This is a genomic window from Halomonas sp. A29 (assembly GCF_046723295.1).
Classification (GTDB): Bacteria; Pseudomonadota; Gammaproteobacteria; order Pseudomonadales; family Halomonadaceae; genus Halomonas.
The window spans coordinates 142,466-168,608 of record NZ_JAXQPR010000001.1; the positions used below are offsets into that span (position 1 = coordinate 142,466).

General features: G+C 63.1%; 22 protein-coding genes and 2 tRNA genes. 8 read left to right on the top strand and 16 right to left on the bottom strand.

Translation table 11 applies throughout. The features are described 5' to 3' along the window. Positions 1 to 63: 63 nt before the first annotated feature. From SPH52_RS00695 to SPH52_RS00710, 4 genes are all read right to left on the bottom strand, one after another. On the bottom strand, positions 64 to 279 hold the full coding sequence (locus SPH52_RS00695; RefSeq protein ID WP_411793069.1) for a DUF3185 family protein: 216 nt from the start codon (positions 277 to 279) through the stop codon (positions 64 to 66). Between the two features lie 95 nt (positions 280 to 374). Beyond that, the gene (locus SPH52_RS00700; RefSeq protein WP_411793070.1) at positions 375 to 767 is read right to left on the bottom strand and encodes a PRC-barrel domain-containing protein; all 393 of its coding nucleotides are present in this window, start codon (positions 765 to 767) and stop codon (positions 375 to 377) included. After that, positions 764 to 943 carry a CsbD family protein gene (locus SPH52_RS00705; protein WP_411793071.1) on the bottom strand — a complete coding sequence of 60 codons (180 nt, stop codon included), beginning with the start codon at positions 941 to 943 and terminating at the stop codon, positions 764 to 766. Before SPH52_RS00705 ends, SPH52_RS00700 begins: the two co-directional genes overlap by 4 nt. Positions 944 to 1,189: 246 nt before the next feature. After that, the gene (locus SPH52_RS00710) at positions 1,190 to 1,909 is read right to left on the bottom strand and encodes a Crp/Fnr family transcriptional regulator (protein ID WP_411793072.1); all 720 of its coding nucleotides are present in this window, start codon (positions 1,907 to 1,909) and stop codon (positions 1,190 to 1,192) included. Between the two features lie 449 nt (positions 1,910 to 2,358). Between SPH52_RS00710 and SPH52_RS00715 the strand changes: the two genes are divergently transcribed. Together SPH52_RS00715 and SPH52_RS00720 are read left to right on the top strand one after the other, a co-directional pair. Continuing rightward, positions 2,359 to 3,459, top strand: a complete 1,101-nt coding sequence (locus tag SPH52_RS00715; protein ID WP_411793073.1) for a diguanylate cyclase domain-containing protein — start codon at positions 2,359 to 2,361, stop codon at positions 3,457 to 3,459. A 369-nt stretch (positions 3,460 to 3,828) separates the two neighbouring features. Continuing rightward, a complete protein-coding gene (locus SPH52_RS00720) occupies positions 3,829 to 5,151 on the top strand; it encodes a peptidoglycan-binding protein (RefSeq protein ID WP_411793074.1) in 1,323 nt (440 codons plus the stop codon). Positions 5,152 to 5,391: 240 nt separating this feature from the next. On the opposite strand, the gene SPH52_RS00725 is transcribed toward SPH52_RS00720, so the two are convergent. From SPH52_RS00725 to SPH52_RS00750, 6 genes are all read right to left on the bottom strand, one after another. Next, positions 5,392 to 5,467, bottom strand: a tRNA-Lys gene (locus SPH52_RS00725). 31 nt (positions 5,468 to 5,498) lie between these two features. Beyond that, positions 5,499 to 5,574: transfer RNA gene (locus tag SPH52_RS00730), tRNA-Lys, on the bottom strand. Between the two features lie 103 nt (positions 5,575 to 5,677). After that, positions 5,678 to 6,544: a 23S rRNA pseudouridine(2605) synthase RluB gene (rluB, locus tag SPH52_RS00735; protein WP_411793075.1), complete on the bottom strand. Its 867-nt coding sequence runs from the start codon at positions 6,542 to 6,544 to the stop codon at positions 5,678 to 5,680. Beyond that, entirely contained in the window at positions 6,541 to 7,419 is an 879-nt protein-coding gene (gene scpB, locus SPH52_RS00740) for an SMC-Scp complex subunit ScpB (protein ID WP_411793076.1), read from the bottom strand. The genes rluB and scpB overlap by 4 nt, the downstream gene beginning before the upstream one ends. Continuing rightward, positions 7,416 to 8,354 carry a segregation and condensation protein A gene (locus SPH52_RS00745; protein ID WP_411793077.1) on the bottom strand — a complete coding sequence of 313 codons (939 nt, stop codon included), beginning with the start codon at positions 8,352 to 8,354 and terminating at the stop codon, positions 7,416 to 7,418. The genes scpB and SPH52_RS00745 overlap by 4 nt, the downstream gene beginning before the upstream one ends. Before the next feature lie 82 nt (positions 8,355 to 8,436). Beyond that, entirely contained in the window at positions 8,437 to 8,946 is a 510-nt protein-coding gene (locus SPH52_RS00750; protein ID WP_411793078.1) for a bactofilin family protein, read from the bottom strand. A gap of 195 nt (positions 8,947 to 9,141) precedes the next feature. On the opposite strand from SPH52_RS00750, the gene SPH52_RS00755 reads away from it, so the two are divergent. After that, entirely contained in the window at positions 9,142 to 9,717 is a 576-nt protein-coding gene (locus SPH52_RS00755) for a bactofilin family protein (RefSeq protein WP_411793079.1), read from the top strand. A gap of 37 nt (positions 9,718 to 9,754) precedes the next feature. On the opposite strand, the gene SPH52_RS00760 is transcribed toward SPH52_RS00755, so the two are convergent. From SPH52_RS00760 to SPH52_RS00775, 4 genes are all read right to left on the bottom strand, one after another. Then, on the bottom strand, positions 9,755 to 11,101 hold the full coding sequence (locus SPH52_RS00760; protein WP_411793080.1) for an MATE family efflux transporter: 1,347 nt from the start codon (positions 11,099 to 11,101) through the stop codon (positions 9,755 to 9,757). Continuing rightward, positions 11,101 to 11,529: a MarR family winged helix-turn-helix transcriptional regulator gene (locus tag SPH52_RS00765; protein WP_411793081.1), complete on the bottom strand. Its 429-nt coding sequence runs from the start codon at positions 11,527 to 11,529 to the stop codon at positions 11,101 to 11,103. Before SPH52_RS00765 ends, SPH52_RS00760 begins: the two co-directional genes overlap by 1 nt. 106 nt (positions 11,530 to 11,635) lie before the next feature. Next, positions 11,636 to 13,468, bottom strand: a complete 1,833-nt coding sequence (locus SPH52_RS00770; RefSeq protein WP_411793082.1) for a DEAD/DEAH box helicase — start codon at positions 13,466 to 13,468, stop codon at positions 11,636 to 11,638. Positions 13,469 to 13,528: 60 nt separating this feature from the next. Further along, complete coding sequence (locus SPH52_RS00775; RefSeq protein ID WP_411793083.1) at positions 13,529 to 14,332, bottom strand: crotonase/enoyl-CoA hydratase family protein; 804 nt, start codon at positions 14,330 to 14,332, stop codon at positions 13,529 to 13,531. 325 nt (positions 14,333 to 14,657) lie between these two features. Here SPH52_RS00775 and SPH52_RS00780 point away from each other — a divergent pair, with 325 nt between their 5' ends. Continuing rightward, positions 14,658 to 15,179, top strand: a complete 522-nt coding sequence (locus tag SPH52_RS00780; protein WP_411793084.1) for a hypothetical protein — start codon at positions 14,658 to 14,660, stop codon at positions 15,177 to 15,179. A 114-nt stretch (positions 15,180 to 15,293) separates the two neighbouring features. Here the strand turns inward: SPH52_RS00780 and purL are convergent, their stop codons facing one another. Beyond that, entirely contained in the window at positions 15,294 to 19,232 is a 3,939-nt protein-coding gene (purL, locus tag SPH52_RS00785; protein WP_411793085.1) for a phosphoribosylformylglycinamidine synthase, read from the bottom strand. Between the two features lie 158 nt (positions 19,233 to 19,390). Here purL and mltF point away from each other — a divergent pair, with 158 nt between their 5' ends. Together mltF and SPH52_RS00795 are read left to right on the top strand one after the other, a co-directional pair. Further along, entirely contained in the window at positions 19,391 to 20,857 is a 1,467-nt protein-coding gene (gene mltF / locus SPH52_RS00790; RefSeq protein WP_411793086.1) for a membrane-bound lytic murein transglycosylase MltF, read from the top strand. A 12-nt stretch (positions 20,858 to 20,869) separates the two neighbouring features. After that, positions 20,870 to 22,846 carry a diguanylate cyclase domain-containing protein gene (locus tag SPH52_RS00795; protein WP_411793087.1) on the top strand — a complete coding sequence of 659 codons (1,977 nt, stop codon included), beginning with the start codon at positions 20,870 to 20,872 and terminating at the stop codon, positions 22,844 to 22,846. Here the strand turns inward: SPH52_RS00795 and tadA are convergent. After that, entirely contained in the window at positions 22,823 to 23,314 is a 492-nt protein-coding gene (gene tadA, locus SPH52_RS00800; RefSeq protein WP_411793088.1) for a tRNA adenosine(34) deaminase TadA, read from the bottom strand. The genes SPH52_RS00795 and tadA overlap by 24 nt on opposite strands. Before the next feature lie 62 nt (positions 23,315 to 23,376). Between tadA and SPH52_RS00805 the strand changes: the two genes are divergently transcribed. Beyond that, positions 23,377 to 24,198 (top strand): acyl-CoA thioesterase, encoded by an 822-nt coding sequence (locus SPH52_RS00805; protein WP_411793089.1) that lies wholly within the window; start codon positions 23,377 to 23,379, stop codon positions 24,196 to 24,198. A gap of 146 nt (positions 24,199 to 24,344) precedes the next feature. Then, complete coding sequence (locus tag SPH52_RS00810) at positions 24,345 to 26,105, top strand: methyl-accepting chemotaxis protein (RefSeq protein ID WP_411793090.1); 1,761 nt, start codon at positions 24,345 to 24,347, stop codon at positions 26,103 to 26,105. Positions 26,106 to 26,143: the final 38 nt, after the last annotated feature.

A 26,143-nucleotide genomic window follows, 5' to 3' on the forward strand; every position in this document is an offset into this window, starting at 1 on the left:
TCCCATGCAAAGAATGCAGCCGGCAGACCCCACCAGGCACTGCACTTCGAATTAAATATCGTGTTAATTGCTTGTGGATTTACCGAACAGCAGCAATCCAACGCCTGCCGCCGCAGATGCCGCGCCAAGGACAAGAAACCAGAGGGTGGAGTCAGTGAAGCGGCCGGTAACGACCTCCGAAACCTGGTCGCCGAGGCTTTGGGACGACTGATATGCGAAGAAAAGCAGGATCATACCCACAACAAGCAACACAACGGCCAGAACTCTATTATTCGTCATTTCTATCTCCTGGTGGCGGATGATCTCATCGGCACGGTTGACCCAGATAGGCGTCTATCAGGATCTTCCGCGCCGATCTCCTCTAAGCAACCCTATCACCTTGCGTAGTAGTTCTCGACGGTAGAATTCCAGCTGGCGTCAGCCATATTCGGCCAGTTATCCTTGTCGAAGCCCGGCGCATTCTTCAAACGTTCGACATCGACGTCCAGCATGAAACATCTGTTCTCCTTGTCCAGTGTCAATGCCTTCCACGGGACAGCGAACAAACGATCACCCATGCCAAGAAAACCACCTGACGACAGGACTGCATAACGTATTTTTCCTTCAGCCACATCGATCATGACGTCATGGATCTTACCGAGCTTTTCATCCTGCATATTGCAGACATCATCGCCGGTAATGGTCGAGGCACTCAGCAATATGGACCCGACGAGCAGGTCATCAGCGGTTTCGTACCTACTATTCGGCTGGGACATTGAATCGTTCATTTCGTTGCCTTCTTGATATCGCTCTTTAGATCTCCGTACTTGGCTTCAGCCTTACCGCCATGCTTTTCGGCTTTACCCTTGTACTCCGTATTCTTTTCTCCCGTCACCTTGCCGACAACCTCCTTGACCTTTCCTTTCACCTCTTTCGCCTGACCTTTTATCTGATGCTTGTTCATGAGCCTACCTCCAGGTGTCTAGCTTGGGTTATCGCTCTCACCATGAACTACGAAGACAGGGTGATGGCCCCAATAACTATATAGAGGAAAACCGCAGCATGGTCTGTGCGGTGTCCAACATATACGGAGAATTTCTTGGATAGAACTACGTAACACCGCACCAGAGTATTTTTCACCTATATCCGAGGCAAATGATACCCACAATCAAGAAACTGAACTCTAGACACAAGAAAGGTAAATATCCCTTTACCTTTGGCGAGGATAGCTCAGCAACCGGTCATATTCTTTCTTGACGACCGCATAGCATTCACAGACCCGTGCTTCCAGACCAGCTCTGTCCAGGATGCTGATATGCCCACGATGGTAGGAAATCAGGCCGGCCTTCTGCAGTTTACCGGCCGACTCGGTTACGCCCTCGCGGCGTACGCCGAGCATATTGGCGATCAGTTCCTGGGTCATGACCAGCTCGTTGGTCGGCAAGCGGTCGAGGCTCAGCAACAGCCAACGACACAGCTGCTGATCCAGGCTGTGATGCCGATTGCATACCGCCGTCTGAGCCATCTGAGTGATCAGAGCCTGGGTATAACGCAACAGCAGGTGCTGAAGCGTTCCCGCGTGCTCGAACTCGTCCTTCAGCAGCTGCCCCTTGAGGCGATAGGCGCTGCCAGCACTCTGCACGATGGCACGGCTCGGTGTAGTTTCGCCCCCCATGAACAGCGAGATGCCGACGATACCTTCAGCACCAACGACGGCAATTTCCGTCGAGTCGCCATCCTCCATGACGCACAGTAGCGATACGATGGAGTCCGTCGGGAAATAGACATGCTGCATGACCTTTCCCGACTCGGCCAGCGAATCCCCCAGCGTCAGCTCTACCCGCTCCAGGTAGGGCGCCAAGCGCTGATATTCATCCTTCGGCAGGGCTGCCAGCAAGTGGTTCTGACGAGGATCATGTTGCAGGGGCATGACGGACACTCCCATATCTGGCAAGCCCCCTCCAACTACAGGGTACGAAGAGCGGACTTGCCCATGGTGGCTGACGACAAACGGAAGCCAACAACCGATTGAATTTCAGTGAAAAAAAATAACGCTTATGGGCCTCGCCCTCCGACACAGACGCAGGAACCGAAGTACATATTGTGTACGCTAGCGCACGGAAGCAACTCCATCATGTCACTACGCTCGCTGAATGACCAACCAAGCCCCAAGGCTCAGGTCAGGCAGTGCCGCCCCATTGGGGGGTCACACGCAGGCGGAACAGGAAACCGACTCATGGTAGTGCCAACGTCTCTGATCACGCCCCTTGCGCCACTGGTTCTAGCACCGCACCAGTCCACACCGTTCTTACCCCACGCCAGGGTGTGCGGTCCATGTGAAGTTCACGTTTCGGGGCCGCGTGCATGAGGGACGACCCGATGCTCCAGGGCACCGCCTGGACGCAGTTTCGTTGTGACTCCTTGCGCGCAGAGGAACCGGTGCGGCAAGGATACACCCAGATTCACGCTTCGAGACGGGAAGTCGCAGCAGCCTTGGATGCCGAGAGGGCATGGGCTCGAGTGGCCCTCAACGCCATTGGCGATGCCGTCCTGGCCATCGACCTTCACGGCACAGTCACCTACATGAACCGGGTGGCTGAAAGCCTGACGGGCTGGTCGGAAACGGAGGCCGTCGGCAAACCGCTCTCCAGAGTATTTCAGCGCGTCGATGGCACGACATACCAACCGACTATCTCCCCTGGGCATCGGGCCATTCAGGAGAATAGAAAGATCGGCCTCGCCCTGGATTGCGTGCTAGTTCGCCAGGACGGCAGCAAGCTCGAGATCGAGGATTCGGCAACACCTATCTATGACTGGGAAGGTCGAGTCACCGGCGCCGTGATCGTGTTCCACGACGCCTCACGGTCACAGGCCATGTTGGAAAGGCTGGCCTACCTGGCACAGCACGACGCGCTCACCGGCCTGCCCAATCGTGCCCTGCTGATGGAGCGTCTCTCCCGAGCCATTGGCCTGGCCCGGAGACACCAGCATTTGGTCGCTCTACTCTATCTTGACCTTGATGCCTTCAAGCCCATCAATGACTCGCTCGGCCATTCCTTGGGTGACAGACTGCTCCAGGCGGTTGCGGGCCGTCTTCAGGACTGTATGCGTGACATCGACACCGTCTGCCGTCAGGGTGGCGACGAATTCGTGATCCTGCTTGCCGAGATCAGGAAAGCGGAAGATGCGACCAAGGTCGCGGAAAAGCTGCTCGACATACTGAGCAAACCATATCGTATTCAGGGTCATGAGCTCCTCATCACGCTAAGCGTAGGTATCAGTCTCTACCCGAATGATGCAGAGGATGCAGATACCCTCATGCACAACGCCGACATGGCCATGTACCACACCAAGCGGAATGGCCGAAATGGGCACCAATGTTTCACGGCTGAGATGGATACTCTACCCCTCCAGCGGAGACAGATCGAACCGGGTTCGCATCGACTCCTTCCCTCGTCTCAACTCTTTTTCGACTTCTAAGCCAAAGTGCACTCTTCCGACACTAATTAAGTGAGTCACTTGGTACGACAGCGCACAGACTGAGAGCCATCAAGGACATACACTCAGGTTGAGCGAGGCAAGGAGACAGCCGGTACAGGGAGTTACGCTCAGCGTCGCAAGGACCGCGACGCCATCAGAACACGAACCATACAGCAGCATCCGAAACAGGAACATGCGCCGCAGAGGAAAGCCTTATGAACAACATCGTCTATATCGTCGGCGCAATCGTCATAGTATTGGTGATCCTCTCCGTTCTTGGCCTTCGTTGAGACAAGCGACGAGATAAGTTGGTTCTCAGGACAGCAGGGAGAATGCCGGCCGAAGCCCCCTTCCCACTGGAGACGCCTCGTGGCCATCATCAAGGGATCAGTGTTCCTGCTCTTTCTTTTCGGTCACATCGCGCTGATCAATGCCGATTACCGCTACACCGATGCCCTGCAGAGCTACGAGCGGCAGGAGTACCGCCACGCTTTGCAGATGTTCGATCGGCTCGCCACTATCGGTGACGCCGATGCCCAGTACATGCTGGGGCAAATGCACGAGGCCGGCCAGGGGACTCTGCAGGACTTCGTGGAAGCACATAAGTGGTACAACCTGGCCGCGGCTCGTGGCCACCGTCATGCCGTTACGGCGCGCGATGCAGTAGCGGCGCGGATGACCGTGCAGCAGATCAGCGAGGCCCAACAGGCAGCCCGTACCTGGCAACCAAGGGCGACACCGTCAGGAATAGCGCTCGAATCATCGTCTCCCGTCGAGGGCCTGTCCGGCCAACAACTGGTGGCCGAAGTTCAGCGTGAACTCAACCGGCTCGGTTATGCGGCCGGCCCGGAGGATGGCCTGATGGGAACTCGCAGCCGTAATGCGATTCGCGATTTCCAGGGCACAGTGGGCCTGGCCCAGGATGGTCAACCGACAACGGCCCTACTGGCCAGATTACGGCAAGCGGGTCGGGAGCAGGCGGCCACGGCTCCCGAGACGGGACCAGCAAGGCGGGTCGCACTGGATGAAGCCTTCAGTGATGGCGACTTCCGGCACAATCCTCCCTGGACCGTACTCAGCGGACGATTTGGCATCGATGACGGCGGATTACGCAGCGTCGTGGAGAAACCACAAATGGCCACCCCCGTCTCACCGGCGCTCCGCCCGGAGCGACCGGAAGAACTCGGCCTGGCAATGCTCCAGTTGATCCTTGAGCAAGCGGGAGGGCTGAAGCCAAACGCGCCATCACCGGAGGCGGCAGAGATCGAGTTCGGGGACGCAGCCCGGATTTTCGTTCTGGCACCCGTCGACAACGCCTTCAGACTGGAGCTGGAACTGGCCTCCTACCAGCGGCCGGGCAGCCTGGAACTGGGGCTTTTCCAAGGCAGCCAACCCGACGGAGGCTACCGCCTGATCTACAATGCCGGCTCACGGCCCGGGCTTAGCCTGGTACGGATGACTGGCGATGGGGGAGACGTGATCGCCAGCAGCGATGGCACACTCGACCTCGAAGATGGCCGCTTCCACATCTTGAGCTGGACCCGAGACGAGAGCGGCAACATGCAAGTCTCGGTGGATGACCAGCGTGTGCTGCAGGCACAAGATCGTCGCCTGCGCCAAGGTTTCCAGGGCTTCGTGCTGGTGAATCATGGGGGAGATTATAACCTTCGCCGGGTGCGGCTGGAGCATTAGGGACACGCTGCACAAATACCTGCACGAGCGAATCACTGCGTTGCGCGGTGCTCGGAATCCTCACATATACCTCATATGCTCCAGTTCCTGTGCTCCGTGCGCCTTGTGCTTCATCTCGCTCGTCGATTTGTTCAGCGTTTCCTTAGGGCAACGCTCGCTTCCTGAGCGGATCGATCAACGCGCTCCCGTAACGACAAAGCGCCCTCGCTTTCTGGAAGCGAGGGCGCTTTGTTGTCAATCTGGTGGGTCGTGTAGGATTCGAACCTACGACCAATTGGTTAAAAGCCAACTGCTCTACCAACTGAGCTAACGACCCGGAGCTTGCGAACAAGCATACAGGCCCGGAATGGTGGGTCGTGTAGGATTCGAACCTACGACCAATTGGTTAAAAGCCAACTGCTCTACCAACTGAGCTAACGACCCTTCCGGACGGGGGCAGATATTACTGATCACACCCCTGGCTGGCAAGGATTTTTTTGACTTTAGGCGGCATGCCCGCCTCAGAGAAGCACAGCCGGCACAAGACCTAGCGCCCCTTGGGGTTCTTGGCACTCTTGGGCTTGCGCATCGCCTGCACAGGGCGCCGCTTGTTCTTGTCACGACTCCAGCGGTTCTTCTCGTCCGGCGTGAGCTCGGGCACCTTGCGCGGCGTCAGGCCGGCGGACTGGGCCAGGTCGTCGATCTCATCCTGGGACAGCTCCACCCACTCCCCCGCCTTTGCCCGCTTGTCGAGGAAGATATTACCGTAGCGCACCCGCTTGAGCCGGCTGACCGTGAGCTCCTGGGACTCCCATAAGCGACGCACCTCGCGGTTGCGCCCCTCCAGGACCACCACGTGGAACCAGGTGTTGATTCCTTCACCACCAAACTCCTGGACGTCGGTGAAGCGCGCCGGGCCGTCCTCGAGCATGACACCCTCGACCATGGCCACGATGTGCTCCTTACGCACCTCTCCCATGACCCGCACGGCGTACTCCCGCTCGATCTGGGTCGAGGGATGCATCAACCTATTGGCGAGCTCACCGTCGGTGGTGAAGAGCAGCAATCCGCTGGTGTTGATGTCCAGACGACCGATGGCGATCCAACGCTCGCCCTTGAGGCGCGGCAGCCGCTCGAATACGGTACGCCGCCCCTCGGGGTCCTTGCGCGTGCACAGCTCGCCTTCCGGCTTGTTGTACATGATCACTCGACGTGGCGTCTCCTCGACGCCACGCAGGGTCACGGGGCGGTCGTCGAAGGCGACCCGGTCGCGCATCTCGATGCGGTCGCCAAGCGTGGCGACCTTGCCGTTGACCTTGACCCGGCCGGCCTCGATGGCCGTTTCCATCTCGCGGCGCGAGCCCAGCCCGGCCCGGGCCAGGACCTTCTGCAGTTTTTCCGTGTTACTCGTCATGTGTCGTCTGACTTCTCGTCTACGGTGGGTTCCGCCCCCGCTCCGCCGTCATCATCGACGCTGGTGCGGGCACGTTCGGCCAGGCGGGCTTCGAGATCGGCGAAGCTCAACCCTGGCCTGTCGGACGCCTTCCCGGCGTGTGGTTCGTCGGCCGTCCCGGCCGTCGTTTCGACATGTCCAGCATGCCCATGTTCGCGCTCTGTCTCGTACTCTACCTCAAGCTCTTCCTCGTCGCCTTCATAGCCGACCTCATCCCCATTGCCCGGCGTGTCCTCGTCGGCCTGCGCCAACAGGAGGTTGGGCGGTGGCGGGGCCTCGTCCTCGAACACCGGCTCCGCCATTCCCTTGAGCTCATGCATGGGCGGTAGCTCGTCCAGGGTCTTCAGGCCAAAGTCATCGAGGAACTGGCGAGTAGTGGCGTAGACCGCCGGGCGGCCCGGCACGTCACGGTGCCCGACCACACGGATCCAGCCGCGCTCGGCCAGGGTGCGCATGATCGAACTGCTCACCGCCACGCCGCGCACCTCCTCGATATCGCCGCGGGTCACCGGTTGACGATAGGCGATCAACGCCAGGGTCTCCAGTAGCGCCCGGGAGTAACGCTGCGGTCGCTCGTCCCATAGCCGCGAAACCCAGGGTGAAAGGCGTGGACGAATGCGCAGCTGATAGCCCGAAGCGGTCTCGATCAGCTCCATGGCGCCACGATCGTGGCGCGCAGCGACCCGCTCCAGCGCCTCGCGCAAACTGCGCCGCTGTGGCCGCTCGTGATCGTCGAACAGCCCTTCGAAGCGCTCCAGCGAAAGCGGCTCGGCCGCCGCCAACAGCGCCGCCTCGAGGATCTCATCGAGGCTGTCAGGCAGCTCCATGGCGGTCATGGACGGTCTTCCTCTTCGACAAAGGGGCTTTCGGCAAAGGGGCTCTCGACATCGGCTCCCTCATCGTCGAAAGCTGCCTCCTCCGCCTCTTCTCGTGGCGCACGAGCGCGCACATGGATCGGCGAAAGCGGCACGTTCTGCACGATCTCGATCATTGCCTCCTTGGCCAGCTCCAGGATGGCCATGAAGGTGACGATGACGCCGGCGCGCCCCTCCTCAAGGGTGAACAGCGCTTCGAACGGCGTGTAGTGTTCGTGATCGAGCCGCTCCATGATCGCCAGCATGCGCTCGCGGGTCGAGAGTACCTCACGCCCCACCTGGTGGGCCTGATTGAGTTCGGCCCGGCGCAGGATGCCGGCCAGCGCACCGAGCAGCTCGTCGAGCTCCACGTCGGGATGGATCACCCGCGCTTGCAGCGGCGGCAGTGCCGCCCGCGCCGGAAACCAGTCGCGGCCCAATCGCGGCAGCTCGGCCAAGGCCTCGGCGGCGCCCTTGAGCTGCTCGTACTCCTGCAGGCGACGGATCAGCTCGGCACGCGGGTCTGCCTCTTCGTCGTCACCGCCATCCCTGGGCGGACGCGGCAGCAAGGTACGCGACTTGATCTCGGCCAGCATCGCTGCCATCAGCAGGTATTCGCCGGCCAGCTCGATCTCCATCGCCTTCATCAACTCGACATACTCGATGTACTGGCGGGTGATGGCGGCCACGTCGATGGCGAGGATATCGAGGTTCTGGCGGCGGATCAGGTAGAGCAGCAGATCGAGCGGCCCCTCGAAGGCCTCGAGGAAGATCCGCAGCGCCTCCGGCGGGATGTACAGATCCTCCGGCAGCTCGGTGATCGGCTCGTCGAACAGCCGCGCCAGCACCGCTGACTGAGTCTCGGCGTCGCTCGTGGCCGGCTGATCGGGAACAGCCATATGGGGCGTCTCGCTCACGCGGGGCTGGCCTCCCGGCTGGGCTCGTCTGAAGATCGATCACGCAGTCTACCAAGAGCGCGGGGGTCAGGGTAAGCCCGACTCAACCCGCGGCCGATGAGGCGACCTCTCCCTGGATATGCGCGCCGGCATGACACTCCAGCCGTTTGGCCTCCACGATGCCCAGTATGCGGGCCCGCGAGCGTAGCGTGAGCTTGTCCGAGGCCTTCACTTTTCCCACCACCTGCCCATCGACGCTGATCTCACGACCTTCCAGATATGACGACACTCTCCCACTCATCGTCACCATGACAGGGTGCTCCTGGGCGATGAGAGCACCCTCTATGCTGCCCTTGATCACGACAGGCTCATTGGCGATGAGTTTGCCCGACACTCGTGTCGCCACACCGATGCGGCTTCCCTCCGTCTCGCTCGGCAAACGCGCCGCTGGCTGCGTCTCGCTGATTGTCGTCTCGACCCGTTGCGTCTCACGCGGAATGACCGGGAAGGCCTCGGAGTGAAAAGCAGGCGCAACCGTCGTCATACTCTCAACCAGGCCCGCGGCGAGACGTTTTCGCTTGCGCCTTCCCCCATCCCAGACGATCAGCGTCATGGCAGCCACGCCAATAAGGATAAGCCATGTCTGAATACCCACATCCCTACTCCATCCCCTCGTATTGTTCCTTATAGGCGCCTAGCCTCACGCTCGGTGTCGAGAAAAAGCTGTCAGATGCCGCATAGATCTGCGCTTTGATATCGCTGCAAGCGAGCTAGGCTGCATGGCTACTCGTCGATCTTGGAGGCCTGCATGTTTCACAAGGCAAAGCATCGTCAACCGGAAGCAGCGACACCCAGCGTCGTTACGACCGATACCGAACGAATGCCACCTCGGCAGGAAATGCCCGCGACACGGCCCAGCGTGTCGGTCATCGGCAGCCACACCCGCGTGCAGGGGAACATCGACGCCGAAGAGGATCTGGCCGTGGAGGGTTACGTCCAGGGAACCATCACCTGCAAGCAGAACAGCGTGACGCTGGGGCACGGTAGTTGCATCGTCGGTGACGTCTACGCGCATACCCTGCACGTTTCGGGCGAAGTCGAGGGCAACCTCGTGGCGTCGCACCGCGCAACGATCCACAAGGGCGCCATCGTCAGAGGCACTATCGTGACACCATGCCTGATGCTCGAGGACGGCAGCACTTTCCACGGCAATATCGACATGGACCCCGAGAACGCTCTCCTGAAAGAGGCTTTCGGTGAGCCTGCCGTCGGCAGAGAACCTCTCTCCTCTCCATCGCTCGACGTCAGCGGCACCAGTATCGGAGAGGAGTCTGACCTCGAGGAGCCCCACACCGCCGCGGCGCAGGAGGAAGAGGCCCGCTAGGCGGAAAACTCGACCTGAGCCAATCTCCTGCGTCGTACTATGGCAGCCTGACCGCCAAGGATGTCTCACCAATCGGCGCCCTCAGGCGCTGCCACTGGCGCATCACCATTGCCAGTACCACGCAGGCCAACGCCAGATTGGACAGCGGCAGCGCCAGCCACACCCCCGTCAGCCCCAGCCCTAGCGGCAGCAAGGCCAGGAAGGGCACCTGAATGGCCATGTTGCCCAGGGTAATCAGCATCGCCTGGCGCCCCATGCCCATGGCCTGGAAGAAACAGGCCGCCAGCACAATGAAGCCGTCCAGGAAGAGCGCGAACAGATGAAGGCGGATTCCCAGGGCGGCAGCCGCCAGAAGCCCGGCATCGTCGGAGGCGAAGATGCCAGCGACATGGCTGGGCCAGAGCATCAGCACCGCCACCATCGCCACACCGAACCCCAAGCCTGTATAAAGACCGAGTAGAAAGACCCGCTTGATATCGTTGCTCCGACGCGCGCCATGGAAGTAGCTGATCAGCGGTTGCATGCCATTGGCCACGCCCTCGGCCAGCATGTAGTAGAAGGCCAACAGGTAACCGGTGATGGCATAGGCCGCCACCTGCACCGAGCCGCCATACCTCATCAGCAGCACGTTGTGCAGTACCGTCACCACGCCGAGATAGAGATACATCACCATGCTGGCGCCCCCGGTCCCCAGCACCGATCGGCAGGCGGCAAGACGCAGCGGCTGCCAGCGCAGGCGGACGGGGGGCTTGCGGCTGAGCAGAAAGCCCAGGCAGATCAGAACGGTGAAGCTCTCTGCCAGCAGCGTGGCCAGGGCCGCCCCCAGCAGTTCCCAGCCTAGCCACAGGATGAAGACATAGTCGAAGGCAATGTTGACCAGGCCGCCCGTCACCATCGCCAGGGTCGCCAGGCGAGGGGCGCCCAGGTTGCGCACCCAGAACGGCAGGGCCAGGCTGGCCAGCACCAACGGTGCCCCCCAGGCCATGACCGTCAGATAGTCGCTGCCAAGCCGGGCCACCTGTCCCGTGGCACCCTGGAGGGCCAGGAAAGCCTCCCCGCCGAACAGCAGCATACCGCCCACCGGAACTCCGAGCAGCACCAGCAGCCAGCCGCCTTGGCCCAGCATCACCGCTGCCTGCGCCTCATCCCCCCGGCCCTGAGCGATGGAACACTGGGCTCCGGCCCCGGCACCCAACATCAGCCCCACCGCCAGCAGCACGAGGACCGCCGGAACGGCCATGGTGATACCGGCCAGGCCCGGCTCGCCAACGGCGTGACCGATGAAGATGCCATCCACCACCTGGTACATGCCGCTGACCAACAGCGCCGTGACGGCTGGCAGGGTGTAGCGCCAATAGGTGCGGGTAATCGAGCCAGTGTGCATCAGTCGCCCCTTCCGAGGCCCTGGCAGGCCTTGTCCAGCAGCCGCTCCAGCTCGCGCCGCTCATGCTCATCCAGCCCTTGCCGTAGCGCCGCGGCGGTCTCCGCATAGACGTCGTGCTCTTCCCTCTCGATCTGTCGCGCCCTGTCCGTGGGATGCAGGTGCACGGCTCGGCCATCCTCTGGACAGGCCGTGCGTTGGAGGTAGCCGCGCGCCTCCAGCTTGCTGACCATGGTGCTGGCCGAGGCCTTACTCACCCGCAGCAGGGCGGCCAGCTCCGTCAGGCGCATCCCTTCGGTCGTCGAGAGCAGGGCGTAGAGGTAGTCGAGCTCGGCGGCAGTGAGCTCCATGCTGCCGCTGCGCCGGCCATGCTCCCGCCAGCGGTCCCATATCTCCCAACCCAGGACCTTCAGGTCCGCTTCGAGTGTCACGTTCAACCTCCATCACCATATAGTTAGTTATTCTAACTAATCATATGGTGATGGCAACCCCCTCACCCTCACCGATCCGCTACAATCCAAGCGCTTGCATGGCCCCCTATTCCACCGCTTCGGCCCTGCGATAACGCCCGGTGTAGTCGAACAGCTTCTCGCGTACCTGCCAGTGGCGCCCCACCCTGCGCCCGACCACGAAGTCGGGATGGCGCAGACGACGGCGCTCGGCGATGACCTCCTCGGCGCTCAGCGGCTGCCAACGTGTTCCCGGCGCGCGCAGGTGATCGCGCAGGAACACCGCAGCGAAGGCGGCACGCTGGGCCGGGGTCTCCAGCGCGAACCACTCGGCCAGGGTCGTGCCGTCCTCGTCGTGATAGGTGACCTTGAGCCGCGGCAGCCCGCGGCCGTTGACGGTAGCTTCGAGCTGCATACCGGCCACCCGCAGCACCCGGGCATCCCTGAGGCGTAGCGCCTCCTTGAGCTTGTCGTCGGCGTCGACCAGCAGGGTCTGACAGCCATGGCAGCGCCGCGCGGCGATATCGTTTTCGGCACCGCAGTCGCCGCACACCTTGAAGCGAAAGCGAAATGAACATTGCGTCATCGCTGGCGTTGTCGATGCTGATTTTATGCTTTTAGCGCGGGTGCGGGCGCTATGAACAAGAAGCCCTTGGCAGCGCCGCCCGAAGTGTTCAATCACCAGCTCGCCGTCGCGCCGTCCCCAGAACAGGTTGGCGTGCCCGCACGCGGGGCACTCGACCTGTACCGGCTCGGTGTCCGAAGCCGGTCGCGGGCTGCCCACTTCCGGCGCGTAGAGATCCCAGGGATTGCCGGCGTAGTCGAGAATCAGGCAGTCGCGCTTGCCCGGCGCGAGGCGCAGGCCGCGGCCGACGATCTGCTGGTACAGGCTCACCGACTCGGTAGGTCGCAGAATGGCGATCAGGTCGACGTGAGGCGCATCGAAGCCGGTGGTCAGCACCGCCACGTTGACCAGGTACTTGAGTTCTTTCGCCTTGAAGGCAGCGATGATGCGTTCGCGCTCACGTGATGGCGTCTCGCCAGTGACCAACGCCGCCTCACGCTGGGGCAGATAGCCGAGGATCTCCTCGGCGTGGGCGACACTGGCGGCGAAGATCATTACCCCCTGGCGCTCGGCGGCACGCTCGACGATCTCGGCGATGATGCCCGGCGTGGCGCGGTTGCCCGCTACTACCCGGTTGAGTTCCTCCTCTCGGTAGAGGCCACTGGCCGCCGGGGTGAGTGCCGAGAAGTCGTAGCGTTCGACCGCCGCATCGACGCGGTTCGGTGGCGCCAGGTAGCCCTGCTTGACCATCAGCCGCAGCGGCTGCTCGAACACGCAGTCGCGGAAGAAGCAGGCCTCGTCGCCACGCACCATGCCGTGGTGGTGGCGGTGATAGATGAAGCCCTGGCCCAGACGATAGGGCGTGGCGGTCAACCCCAGCACCTTGAGCCGCGGATTGGCGTGGCGCAGGCACTCGATCACGCGACGATAGCTGGCGTCCTCCTCCGGCGAAACCCGATGGCACTCGTCGATCACCAGCAGGGTGAAATTACTGTCGTCGAACAACGCCAGGTTGCGTACCACCGACTGCACCGAGCCGAACACCACCTGGCGTGCGCTCTCCTTGCGCCCCAGCCCGGCGCTGAAGATGTCCGCCTCGAGGCCGTAGGCCAGGTACTTGGCGTGGTTCTGCTCGACCAGCTCGCGCACGTGGGCCAGCACCAGCACCCGCCCACGGGCGAGCCGCGCCAGCTCGGCGATCACCAGCGACTTGCCGCTGCCGGTGGGCAGCACCACCACCGCCGGTTCGTCGCTGGCACGAAAGTGCGCCACCACGCGCCGCACGGCCTCCTGCTGATAAGGGCGCAGCGCGGGGGCCGCGGAAGCAGATATGTCAGAAGTAACGCCAGGGTTCATGGGAAGATACGACAGGCGACAAGGCCCGTCATGTTACCCGCCCTCGAGCTCGTCGTCAGGTCACCGAGGATGGTCGAATCTCGGCTCGCGCCCGCCCATCCTGGCCGCTACCGCCTCCAGTTGCTCCTCGCCGCCGAGCAGGCCGCGCTGCAGGCTGGCCTCCAGCGCCAGGCGCTCACGTTCGGACATACCCGGGGCTCGCCCAAGGAGCTCGCGGGCCGCTGCCACCGCTTTGGGCGAACGCGCCGCCACCGCCGTGGCAATGTCGCGCGCGGTGCGCTGCGGGTCGTCTGACAGACGCGTGGCCAGGCCAAGTGTTACGGCTTCGCGCCCGTCCACCTTGCGTCCCGTCCAGATCAGCTCCCGCAGCACGTCGCCACGGACGTTTTCGGCAGTCACGCTGATGCCCATGTCGGGGATGATGCCCCAGACGATCTCCAGCAGTGCCAACCGAGAGTCGGGATGCACCACGCGAATATCGGCGCCTAGCGCAATCTGCAAGCCGCCGCCGTAGACGTGCCCGTGCAGCGCGGCGATCACCGGCACGCCGGCGTCGCGCCAACCCAGCGCCAGCCGCTGTACCGGATTGATGCCAGCCCCATCGGCAACCAGCAGCGAGGGCAATCGCTCGGGGCTGGACATGATCGCGGCCATGTCGAGGCCGGCACAGAAGCTCTCTCCATCCCCCTTGAGTACTACGGCACGCAGCCCATCGAGCTTGCACAGGTACTGCTGCGCTGTCTGCAGGGCATCGATCATCGCCCAGTCGAGGCCGTTATGCTCGCGGGGCCTCGCAAGGGTAACCTCGGCCACATGGTCCTGAAACGTAAGTGTCACCCGCTCATGGAAAACTTGTCGTGTCATGCCTGATTGCCTCATGTCATTCCATCAGGGCAGTCTGGCGTGACGGCTACAGTTGTCAAACATTCGTTTCATTTTGATTCCTTGGCTTTTCCACAGTTCGTCTATAGTGAAGATTCAGTGCCGTGTCGGACGAAGCCATCAAGGGCAACGGGGAAGAAGCGTGGCTTTCGTCATACCCGTGGATGGAATCACTGGTTCATCAGACCTAAATATCGCGAAACCTGATGAAGGTCATGCTAACCGGGGGCATTCTCTGAGCATCATTCAAGCCGCAGCCGATGCGGGGGCGCGGTTGATGCTTGGCCTTCGAAAAGAGGACACTGCCATGCCAGAAAAACCAACAAGGATCACCAGGCTGGCCCTGGTGCTGGATGAGCTGTTGACACTCGCCGAGGCGCACGAACGCGCCGAGGTGGCGCGTTACCGACGACTCGCCTTCAGCTTTCTGCCTTTCGATACCGCCGTGAGCCGCTTGATGGCATCGCTGGGCATTCAATGCGAAATGCGCGTGGAGGAGCTGCGCCGCCTCTCGCACCAGCTAGGCCTTTCGGAACTTCTTTCCGCCCAGGCAACACCAGGCGCTACCTCAGCCCCTCCCTTCTTCATCAGCACCGAGGAAGTGGCGCTCGAGGTTCTGACCCAGGCGATGACCGATGCCGGCTACTCGCTGCATTTCCATGAGCATCTGCGCGAAGCCAGTACCGTCCCGGCGCTCTATCCGGCCCTGACGACGTTGATCAAACAGAAGCGGGCGGAGCACGCCGTGCTGGAGGGCTTTCTCGCCTCGCACAGTGTTTCCCCCAATGTCTCTCGCAATGGCCTGCTGCAGATGGAACAACGCGCTTGACGCTGTGATGCCTTTGCCGGTCAGCATAATCACAACACGGCAGGGATGAGCCAAGACAGCATGAAACGAAGAGGCGGCCCACAGGCCGCCTCTTTCATTTGTTGCCGGTGAACATCAGCCAAGCCAGACGCGAGCGTTGCGGAACAGGCGCATCCAGGCGCCATCCTGGGTCCACTCCGTGGGGCGCCAGGAGTTGCTCACGGCCCGTACCACCCGCTCCGGGTGAGGCATCATGATGGTGACGCGCCCATCCGGCGTGGTCAGGCCGGTGATGCCGGAAGGCGAGCCGTTGGGGTTGGCCGGATAGCGGGTGGTCACCTGTCCGTAGTTGTCGACGTAGCGCAGGGCGACCTGGGCACTACCCTGCATATTGCGCAGGTGGGCACTGTCGCGGAACTCGGCGCGGCCCTCACCATGAGCGACAGCGATCGGCAAGCGCGAGCCCTCCATGCCGGAAAGCAGGATCGAGGGGCTCTGCTCCACCTGAACCATGGCCACCCGCGCCTCGAACTGCTCGGATTCGTTGCGCATGAATCGCGGCCAGCTCTCGGCACCGGGAATCAGCTCCTTGAGCTGGGCGAACATCTGACAGCCGTTGCACACACCGAGACCGAAGCTATCGTCGCGCTCGAAAAAGGCGGCGAACTGCTCTCGTGCACGCGGGTTGAACAGAACCGACTTGGCCCAGCCACCGCCGGCTCCGAGCACGTCGCCGTAGGAAAAGCCGCCGCAGGCAACCAGCCCCTTGAACTCATCGAGAGCGACACGCCCCTCGAGAATGTCGCTCATGTGCACGTCTACCGACTCGAAGCCGGCATGATCGAAGGCCCAGGCCATTTCCACATGGCCGTTGACACCCTGCTCACGCAGGATCGCTACCGCCGGGCGTGCCGTGCTGATGAACGGCGCCGCCACGTCCTCGTTGACATCGAAGGTGGCGCTGGCCGAGAGGCCCGGGTCACGGCCGTCGAGCAGGCCGTCGAACTCGCTCTTGGCACAGTCCGGGTTGTCGCGCAGCGCCTGCATACGGTAGCTGGTCTCGGCCCAGGTGCGCTGAGTCAGCAGCCGGGTGGTCTCCAGCAGCGGCTCCTCGAACAGGGTCACGCGTACCTGGTCGTCGTAGCGCGGGCGGGCGATGACGCCGCAGGTCTCGATACCGGCGGCGGCGAACTGGGCCAGCACCTCTTCGGTATGCTGACGGTTGACCTGGATCACCGCGCCGAGCTCCTCGGCGAACAGCGCATCCACCGCCTGGGTGGGTTCGTCGATCAGCCAGTCGAGCTTGATCTCGAGGCCGGCACGGGCAGCGAAGGCCATCTCCAGCAGCGTTATCAGCAGGCCGCCGTCGCTGCGGTCGTGGTAAGCCAGCAGCTTGCCATCACGGTTGAGCCCCTGGATCACGGCGAAGAACGCCTTGAGATCCTCCGGGTCATCGAGATCGGGGCAGTCGTGGCCAAGCTGACCGTAAACCTGAGCCAACGCCGAGCCGCCCAGGCGGTTCTTGCCGCCGCCCAGGTCGATCAGGATCAGGTCACTCTCGTCCTGATCGAGGTTGATCTGCGGCGTCAGCGTCTTCAGCGCATCAGTCACCGGGGCAAAGCCGGTGACAATCAGCGTGAGCGGTGCGGTGATGCTCTTTTCGTAGACCTCCTCACCGTCACCCGCCTGCCAGGCGGTACGCATGGACATGGAATCCTTGCCCACCGGAATGGCGATACCGAGCTGCGGGCAGAGCTCCATGCCCACCGCATGGACGGCATCGAACAGCGCCTGGTTCTCGCCGACGTGATCGGCGGCGCTCATCCAGTTGGCGGAGAGCTTGATGTCACCGAGTTTCTCGATGGGCGCGGCAGCCAGGTTGGTGATCGTCTCAGCTACCGCCAGGCGAGCGCTGGCTGCCGGGTCGATCAGCGCCACCGGCGGACGCTCGCCCATGGCCATGGCCTCACCGGCATGGGTGCCGAAGCTTGCGGTCGTGACAGCGACGTCGGCCACCGGCACCTGCCACGGGCCGACCATCTGGTCGCGGGCCACCATGCCGGTAATCGAGCGGTCACCGATGGTGATCAGGAAGCTCTTCGAGGCCACCGTGGGCAGGCGCAGCACGCGCTCCATCGCTTCACGCAGGTCGAGGTTGTCGAGCATCACACCGGGTAGCTCCAGGCTCTCGCGCTGGAACTCGCGCTGCATCTTCGGCGGCTTGCCGAACAGCACGCTCATCGGCAGGTCGACCGGCTTGGTCTCGAAGTGGCCGTCGCGCACTTCCAGGTGGTGCGCCTCGGTGGCCTCGCCGACCACGGCGTAGGGGCAGCGCTCGCGGGCACACAGTGCATCGAAGGTGGCGAGATCCTCCGGCGCCACCGCCAGTACGTAGCGCTCCTGAGCCTCGTTGCACCAGATCTCCAGCGGGCTCATGCCGGGCTCGGCGTTGGGCACCGCGCGCAGCTCGAAGCGACCGCCGCGATCACCGTCCTTGACCAACTCCGGCAGGGCGTTGGAGAGCCCACCGGCACCCACGTCGTGGAAGAAGCGAATGGGATTGGCCTCGCCCAGTGCCCAGCAGCGGTCGATCACCTCCTGGGCGCGGCGTTCCATTTCGGGGTTTTCGCGCTGCACCGAGGCGAAGTCGAGATCGGCACTGGAAGTTCCGGAGGCCATCGACGAGGCCGCTCCGCCGCCAAGGCCGATCAGCATCGCCGGACCGCCCATCACGATCAGCTTTCCGCCAACGGGGATCTCCCCCTTCAGCACATGGCCTTCGCGAATGTTGCCGTAGCCACCGGCAATCATGATCGGCTTGTGGTAGCCGCGCCGCTCGATGCCACCAGCGCCCAGAATGTCCTGCTCGTAGGTGCGGAAGTAGCCGGCAAGGTTGGGGCGTCCGAACTCGTTGTTGAACGAAGCTCCGCCGATGGGCCCCTCGAGCATGATCGCAAGCGCCGACTGCATGCGCTCGGGCTTGCCGTAGTCGAACGCTTCCCAGGGCTGCACGAACTCGGGGATACGCAAGTTGGAGACGGTGAAGCCGGTCAGGCCGGCCTTGGGCTTGCCGCCGATGCCGGTGGCCCCTTCGTCGCGGATCTCGCCACCGGCACCAGTGGCCGCTCCCGGATAGGGCGCGATCGCGGTGGGGTGGTTGTGGGTCTCCACCTTCATCAGGATATGGATCGGCTCGCGATGGGCGGCGTACACGGCGCGCTCGGCGGCCTTGCCGGTCAGCGGCGCGGCGAAGAAGCGTGGCGCCGTGGTCCCCTTGATCACCGCAGCATTATCGCTGTAGGCGGAGAGAATGTTCTCTGGCGAGGCCTGGTAGGTGTTCTTGATCATCTTGAACAGCGAATGACTCTGCGCCTCGCCATCGATCACCCAATCGGCATTGAAGATCTTGTGCCGGCAATGCTCGGAGTTGGCCTGAGCGAACATCATCAGTTCGACATCGGTGGGGTTGCGCTCCAGGTCGCGGAAAGCATCGACCAGATAGTCGATCTCGTCTTCGGCCAGCGCCAGCCCCAAGGCGAGGTTGGCCTCCTCCAGCGCTGCCCTGCCCCCGTCGAGAATGTCCACCTGCCCCAGCGGCGCCGGCTCGTGATGGGCGAACAGCCGCGCGGCATCGGAGGCATCGGTCAGCACGTTCTCGGTCATGCGATCGTGGAGCGTCTCGAGAATCGCCATGAAGGCGGCCTCTGACATTGGCGCCTTGAGCGTCACCCGGTAAGCGATTCCGCGCTCGATCCGGCGCACCCGGTCCAGGCCGCAGTTACGGGCAATATCAGTGGCTTTGGACGACCACGGCGACTGGGTACCGATACGCGGCACTACCAGGAACAGCTGGCCTTCGCTATCCAGGGCGTCGTCGCTTTCGCATCTGATGCCGTAGTCGAGCAGTTGGTCGAGGAGGGCGTGCTCCTCGCCGGAGAATTCACCGTCGTGATCCACGAAGTGCACGTAGGCAGCGTGCAGGGACTCGACCTCGGGAACCCGTGCGCGCAGAGCAGCCAGCAGCTTGTCGTGACGGAAAGCGGAAAGGGCAGGCGCGCCTCGAAGTTCGAGCATGTCTGGAAGCCTCTGAAGCAAGCGGAGGTAAGAGGGGGCCGCACGGCGGCGCAGAAAGGCGACATGATACTGGAAAGCGACGGGCAGACGAAATGCAGCAGATGACAGGCGTGCCTTGGGCCGTTATCGTGAAGCTCTCTTCGCCGATCGTCGCCTGAATGCCCGAGTTCGATAGTCGTCTCCTGCTGAGCCGCCTGCGCCTGGCCGCCCTGTTGCTGCTGGGAGTCGTGCTGTGCCTGGCGCCCTATCGCCACTTCAAGCCCGTCAGCGGTCTGTTGGAAGCGGTTCAAGAGCGCGATTTCATCAGCATTCACACGCGCAACACCCCAACCACCTACTACGAGGGACGCCACGGCCCAACCGGGTTCGAGTACGAGTTGATGCGCCGCTTCGCCGAGTTCCTCGGCGTCAGCCTGACCCTGGATGCCCGCCATCATATCCACAGTGCGCTGGACGCGGTGCGCCAGGAAGGCGATCTCGCCGCGGCCGCCCTGCCGCTGGACCTGACCCAGCGAGACCTTATCTATAGCCGCCCGATTCTCGACCTGCAACCGCTACTGGTCTATCGCCGTGGCCTGCCGCCGGTCAAGACCACGGAGGGCCTCGCCGGCCTCACCATCGGCACCATTCGCGGCTCGGGTACCGATCGCGTACTGCGCGAGCTGCAGGCCGAGCATCCCGAGCTGGGCTGGCAGGAATCATCGGATCTGGAAGTCGCCGAACTGCTCAGCCGAGTGGAGAACGGCAGCCTCGATGCTGCGGTGGTGTTCGAGCACCAGTTCCGCATCAACCGGATCTTCTTTCCCGGCGTGGAACGTGGCTTCCCACTGGGCAGACCACTCTCCATGGCCTGGGCCTTTCCCGCCCAAGGCGGCCTGGGGCTGCAGCAGGAAGCCAACCGTTTTCTCACCGGCCTGCAGCAGGAGGGGCTGCTCGACGAACTGGTCGCTCGCCACTTCGGCCATGACGACTACCTGGAGTACGTCGGCGCCCGGGTCTTCATCGATCACCTCAACGCACGCCTGCCCACCTACGCCGAGCTGTTCCGCGAGGCGGCCCGCAGCACCGGCTTCGATTGGAAGCTGCTGGCGGCACTGGGCTACCAGGAGTCGCACTGGAACCCTGAGGCCACCTCCCCCACCGGCGTTCGCGGCCTGATGATGCTGACCTTGCCCACCGCTGGCGAAATGGGCGTGAGTGATCGACTCGACCCGGCCCAGAGCGTGCATGGCGGAGCGCGCTATCTGCGCCAGATCAAGGATCGCCTACCCGAGTCGATCCAGGGCGAGGATCGGCTATACATGGCCATGGCCGCCTACAACGTGGGGCTTGGCCATCTGTATGATGCCCGCGTCATAGCCGAAGAGCTTGGCGGCAATCCCGATAGCTGGGAAGACGTACGCGAGGCGTTGCCGCTGCTGCAACAGCATGAATGGCACAGCAAGACGCGCCATGGCTACGCGCGGGGCGGCGAACCGGTCATCTACGTGCGCAACATCCGGCGTTACCACGAGATCCTGACCTATGTCGACCGTAGCCAGCAGCAGTACCTGCAGCTCAACGAACTGTCGAACAGCGAGGACGACGACGCCCCGCTGTTCGACATCATTTCTCCCCTTCTCTAGAAGAGCGTGACCATGTATCGACATGCCGCCTTCTTGACCTGCCTGGCCAGCGTGCCACTCGTCATCGGGATCGTGCTTGGAGATGGCGAGCGTCCCTTGCATGAGTTCGTCACGCTCGGGCTCACCGGCATGCTCGTCCTGGCCAAGCTGATGCTGCTGTGGGGCTGGCATGCGCCGGCCAAGACGCTTGTAGTGGTCAGCCTGCTGCCGTTGACACTGGCACTGGTCAGCTATGTGCTGCCGGAGTACTGGGTACCACTGTCGCGCTGGGACGACATGAGTCGAGGGCTGGTCGAGGGGCTGACGCTGGAAGCCTGGCGTCCGGCGCTGCTGACGACCCTGAGCCTGATCCTGCTGGCCATACTGATCGTCACGCGTACCCGCTCCACCCTGGGCGGCCCACTGCTGCTGCTCATGACGGCGCTATTGCTGGGAGTGCAGGGCCTGCTCGGCAAGGCGGGCCCCGATACTCAGCTGTTGCGTTCAGCAGCCGGACCATGGCCCACGCTGGCCATGGCAACGCTGCTGGCGGGTCTGGGCATGGCGGCCCTGCCAGGCTGGCGGGCCCATGCCACCGCCCTCAGACGCGCACTGGTACCATCATTGATCCTTGTTCTGGCCGTGTTGCTGCTGTGGCATCATCAGAAGGCCGTCACCGAGCGCGAGCTGCATGTTACCGTCGAGACGGAAGCCCGGCAGCTCGGCGATCATCTTACGCGTGAGATACAGGATCACCTGGCCGCCGTGGAACGCTTCGCCAACGTCTGGACCTTGTTCGACACCTCGCCCAGCCAGGCCGAATGGTCCAGGCAGGCGGCCCTCTACCACCGCGACTTCCGCTATCTGCTCAACATCGCCTTCGTCGACCCCGATAGCCGGCTCACGCGAATCTATCCGTTCAACGAAATCAATCACCGGGCCTTGGGGGCACGCCTGTTCGATGCCCAACCCGCCGGGCGCGAGGCAGTCAGTCGTGCGCTCTTCGAGCAGCGTATCGGACGCACGGACGTCATCATGCTGCTGCAGGGCGTTCCCGGCATCATTCACTACCTGCCGATCGTTCTGGACGAACAACGCACTCTGGGCGCCGTGGCCATGGTCATCAGCTTGCCGATGCTGGCCGAAACGCTGTTCAGCGAGGTGGACAAGCAGCACATCAGCCTTATGCTCACACAGGGCGACCGGGTACTGGCCAGCCAGATACCCGAGACACGCCTCGGCCCCTGGCAGCACGAGGTACAGCTCGACGTGGCCGGCGCACCGCTGGGTTTGCGCGTTCAGCCCAGCCACTCTCGCCTGTTGCAGCAGTTGCCTCGGCACCCGGTAGTCAGCCTCGTCATCGGCCTGACCCTGGCCTATCTGCTCTATCTGGTACTGCACGGCTACACACGCCTCGCACGCCAGCATCGCAAGGTTCACTCTGCCAACACCGAGTTGCGACGCGAAATTCGCACCCGTAGCCAGCTCCAGCAAGAGGTCGAGTGGCTGGCCCGCCATGACGACCTGACCCAGTTGCCCAACCGCCGGCTGTTCATGGAAACGCTGGAAGCCAATGCCGCTCAAAGGCCGCTGAGCGTATTGATCTGCGATGTCGACCATTTCAAGCGTATCAATGATCATCAGGGCCACCTGGTCGGCGACCGCTACCTGGATCAACTGGGTCGGATAGGATGCGAGATCATCCAGTCGTACGGTGGGTTGTTCGCCCGCTACGGTGGGGAGGAGTTCGTTGCCTGCCTGCCGCTGACAGACCCCGTGCAAGCACGGGAAATTGCTGAAGCACTGCGTCAGCATCTGCAGGACGCCGAGCTACGGCATCATGATGGCAGCGTCCTGACGGCCAGCATCGGCGTCGTGACCCTGGTCGACGGTCCGCTTGACGTCGCCACCCTCATGCAGGCCGCCGACGACGCGCTCTACCGCGCCAAGGCCGAAGGGCGCAATCGGGTCAGGGCCGCCCCGCCATTAACCACCATCGAGAAAGTCTGAAGAGGCTGTGCCATTCTCGCGCCTGGCTTCGAAGAAATCCTTGAGCAGCCGGGCGGCACGCGGGGCCAACACCCCGCCTTCCACCGCGACCCGATGATTGTGCCAGGGCTGAGCGAACAGGTTGGCCTTCGACTCCACCATGCCGGTACGTGGCTCGGCGGCGCCATAGACCAACCGGGCCATGCGAGCATGGATGATCGCACCGGTACACATCAGGCAGGGCTCCAGGGTGACGTAGAGCGTGCAGCCGTCGAGGCGGTAATTGCCCAACCGCTGGGCGGCATCGCGCAGGGCGCGAATCTCGGCATGGGCGCTGGGATCGTGGCCCGAGATCGGGGCATTGTAGCCGGCGCCGACGATCTCGCCGGTGGCATTTACCACCACCGCCCCTACCGGCACTTCGCCGGCGGCCAGCCCCTCGCGGGCCTGGTCCAGCGCCCGGTGCATGTAGAATTCGTCACTGCGCATCGGCGCGGACTCCGTTATGCTGTTGCCTGAAACAACCGTATGATACGCCGATGAGGAAACCCATGACCGATGCCCTGAATGCGCTCGTCGATCTGCTCGGCCTGGAGGAGATCGAGGAGAACCTGTTCCGCGGCCGCAGCCAGGATCTTGGCCTGCCGCAGCTGTTCGGTGGACAGGTGCTCGGCCAGGCGCTCTCGGCCGCCTCCCATACGGTGGATGCCAGCCGTCAGGCACATTCGCTGCATGGATACTTCCTGCGCCCCGGCGACCCCCATCGCCCGGTAGTCTATCAGGTCGACGCCGTGCGCGATGGCGGCAGCTTCACCACCCGGCGCGTCACTGCCATCCAGAAAGGCCGCCCCATTTTCTTCTGCAGCGCTTCCTTTCACGGCCGCGAAGAGAGCATGGCCCACCAGATGGCCATGCCCGGGGTCACCCTACCCGAAGCGCTGGATCAGGATCCGAACGCGCGCCTGGAGCGCTTTCCCGGTCACCCCATCGAGTTCCTGCATCTGGGCGACGAAGCCGAACCGGGCCAGCCTTCGCGTAAGCGGCTGTGGTTCCGCCTCACCGGCGAGTTACCCGACGACCCGGCCCTGCATCGCTACCTGCTGGCCTACAGCTCCGACTTCAACCTGCTGACCACGGCCCTGGTGCCACATGGCATCACCTTTCGCGACCCCAAGCTGCAGATCGCCAGCCTCGACCACGCGCTGTGGTTCCATCACGACGTCAAGGTCAACGACTGGCTGCTCTATGACATGGACAGTCCCTGGGCAGGTGGCGCCCGGGGCTTCGCCCGCGGCAGCATCTATGACCGCAGTGGCCGGCTGGTCGCCTCTACCGCCCAGGAAGGCCTGACCCGCCTTCGCGAGGCTCCCTGACTCACACGAGACTCCAGATCGGCCTGCCGTACGGCTAATGTCGTAGCCCTAGAATCGTCGGCAGGCCTCAAGCCATCGCTAAATCAGCCGAAGTTAGTAAGTACTTACGATCGTATCAGTACACTTGCTATCTTCGAGGTTTCGCAATGCATGAAGCATCCGCTCCCAAGGCCTCATTCGCTCTGAGCCTTCAGGCTCGTCTCCTGCTGCTGGTCCTGCTGCCCCTGCTGGTGACCACCGTCAGTCTGGTGGTCATCGATGCCTATTCCCGCTCCCAGGACAGTCGCATCAACCTGGAACATCAGCGTGAGCTACTCATCGACACGCGCAAGTCTGGGGTTCGCGACGTGGTCGAGAGCGCTCATTCGGCGATTCAGCCCATCCTGCAGGCCTCCGGCCTCAGCGACACCGAAAAGCGCGAGCGCGCCGCCGGGATCCTGCGTGCCATCCGCTTCGAAGGCGGCAACTACGTCTTCGCCTATCAACACGACGGCCTCAACGTAGTGACCGCGCCGATGCCCGAGCGCGAAGGCACCAACATGATCGGCGTACAGGCACCCGATGGCGCCTATATCATCCGCGACCTGATCACCGTGGCCCGCCAGGGCGGCGGTTTCTACGAATATCCCTGGGAGTATCCCGGCACCCGCAGCATCGAAACCAAGTACTCCTATTCCGTCAACGTGCCCGAGTTCGACTGGATGCTCGGTGCCGGGGTCTACGCCACCGACATCGACGCCGCCATGGTCAGCGCCAGGGCCCAGGCGGCCAGCGAACTGCGCCATTCCATTCTGACCTCGGCACTACTCGGGCTGGGACTGTTCGTCATCGTAGCGATCGTGTCGATCTGGCTGGTGCGCCGTACCGTGGCACCGATCCGTCGTACCGCCGAAGCCATGCGCGACATCGCCAAGGGCCAGGGCGACCTGACCCGGCGCCTGACGGTGGAGAGCCGCGACGAGATCGGCGAGCTGGCAGCGCAATTCAACGCCTTCGTCTCGCGCATGCAGGATACCCTGCGTGACGTGCGCCGCAGCACCGCCAGCGTGAACCAGGCCGCCGAGGAGATCGCCCAGAGCAGTGACGAGCTGGCGACCCGCACCGAGCAGGCGGCGGCCAACCTGCAGGAGACCTCCGCCTCGATGGAGGAGATCACGGCCACGGTGAACCACAGCGCCGAGTCCGCCGAACAGGCCAATCAATTGGTGGTGGCCACCAGCCAGGTGGCCCGCGAAGGCGAGGTCGCCATGCAGCGCGTCGAGCGCACCATGGCCGATATCGATACCTCGTCGGGCCGCATTGCGGAAATCATCAAGCTGATCGACAGTATTGCCTTCCAGACCAATATCCTGGCGCTCAACGCCTCGGTAGAAGCCGCCCGCGCCGGTGAACACGGCCGCGGCTTCTCGGTCGTGGCCCAGGAAGTTCGTACCCTGGCCAGCCGCAGCGGCGATGCCGCGCGTGAGATTCGATCCTTGATCGATACTTCCGCGACCCATACGCGTGAGGGCACCAACATCGTCAAGCAAGCCGGCGAGACCATGCGCGAACTCGTCGCCAGCGTAGCGCGGGTCAGCGACGTGATCGCCGAGATCAGCGCCGGCGCGAAAGAGCAGAATGCCGGCATCGGCCAGATCAATACCGCCGTGGCCGAGATGGACACCATGACCCAGCAGAACGCCGCCATGGTCCAGCAGTCTTCCACCGTTGCCGGCGACATGCGTCATCATGCGCAGCATCTCAGCGAACTGGTGGGTACCTTCATCCTTGGCGAGGATGGGCCGGCGCAGCCGAAGGCAGCACAGCGGGCTGCCCCGACCCCTCGGCCTACCGCGCTTCCGCGCCCCGCCACCGATCCCAAACCGCGCAAGGCGCACGCTGCCGAGGAGGAGTGGGAAACCTTCTGACGAAGAGGAATGGCCAGCCAGGGAGGGCTGGCCATGCA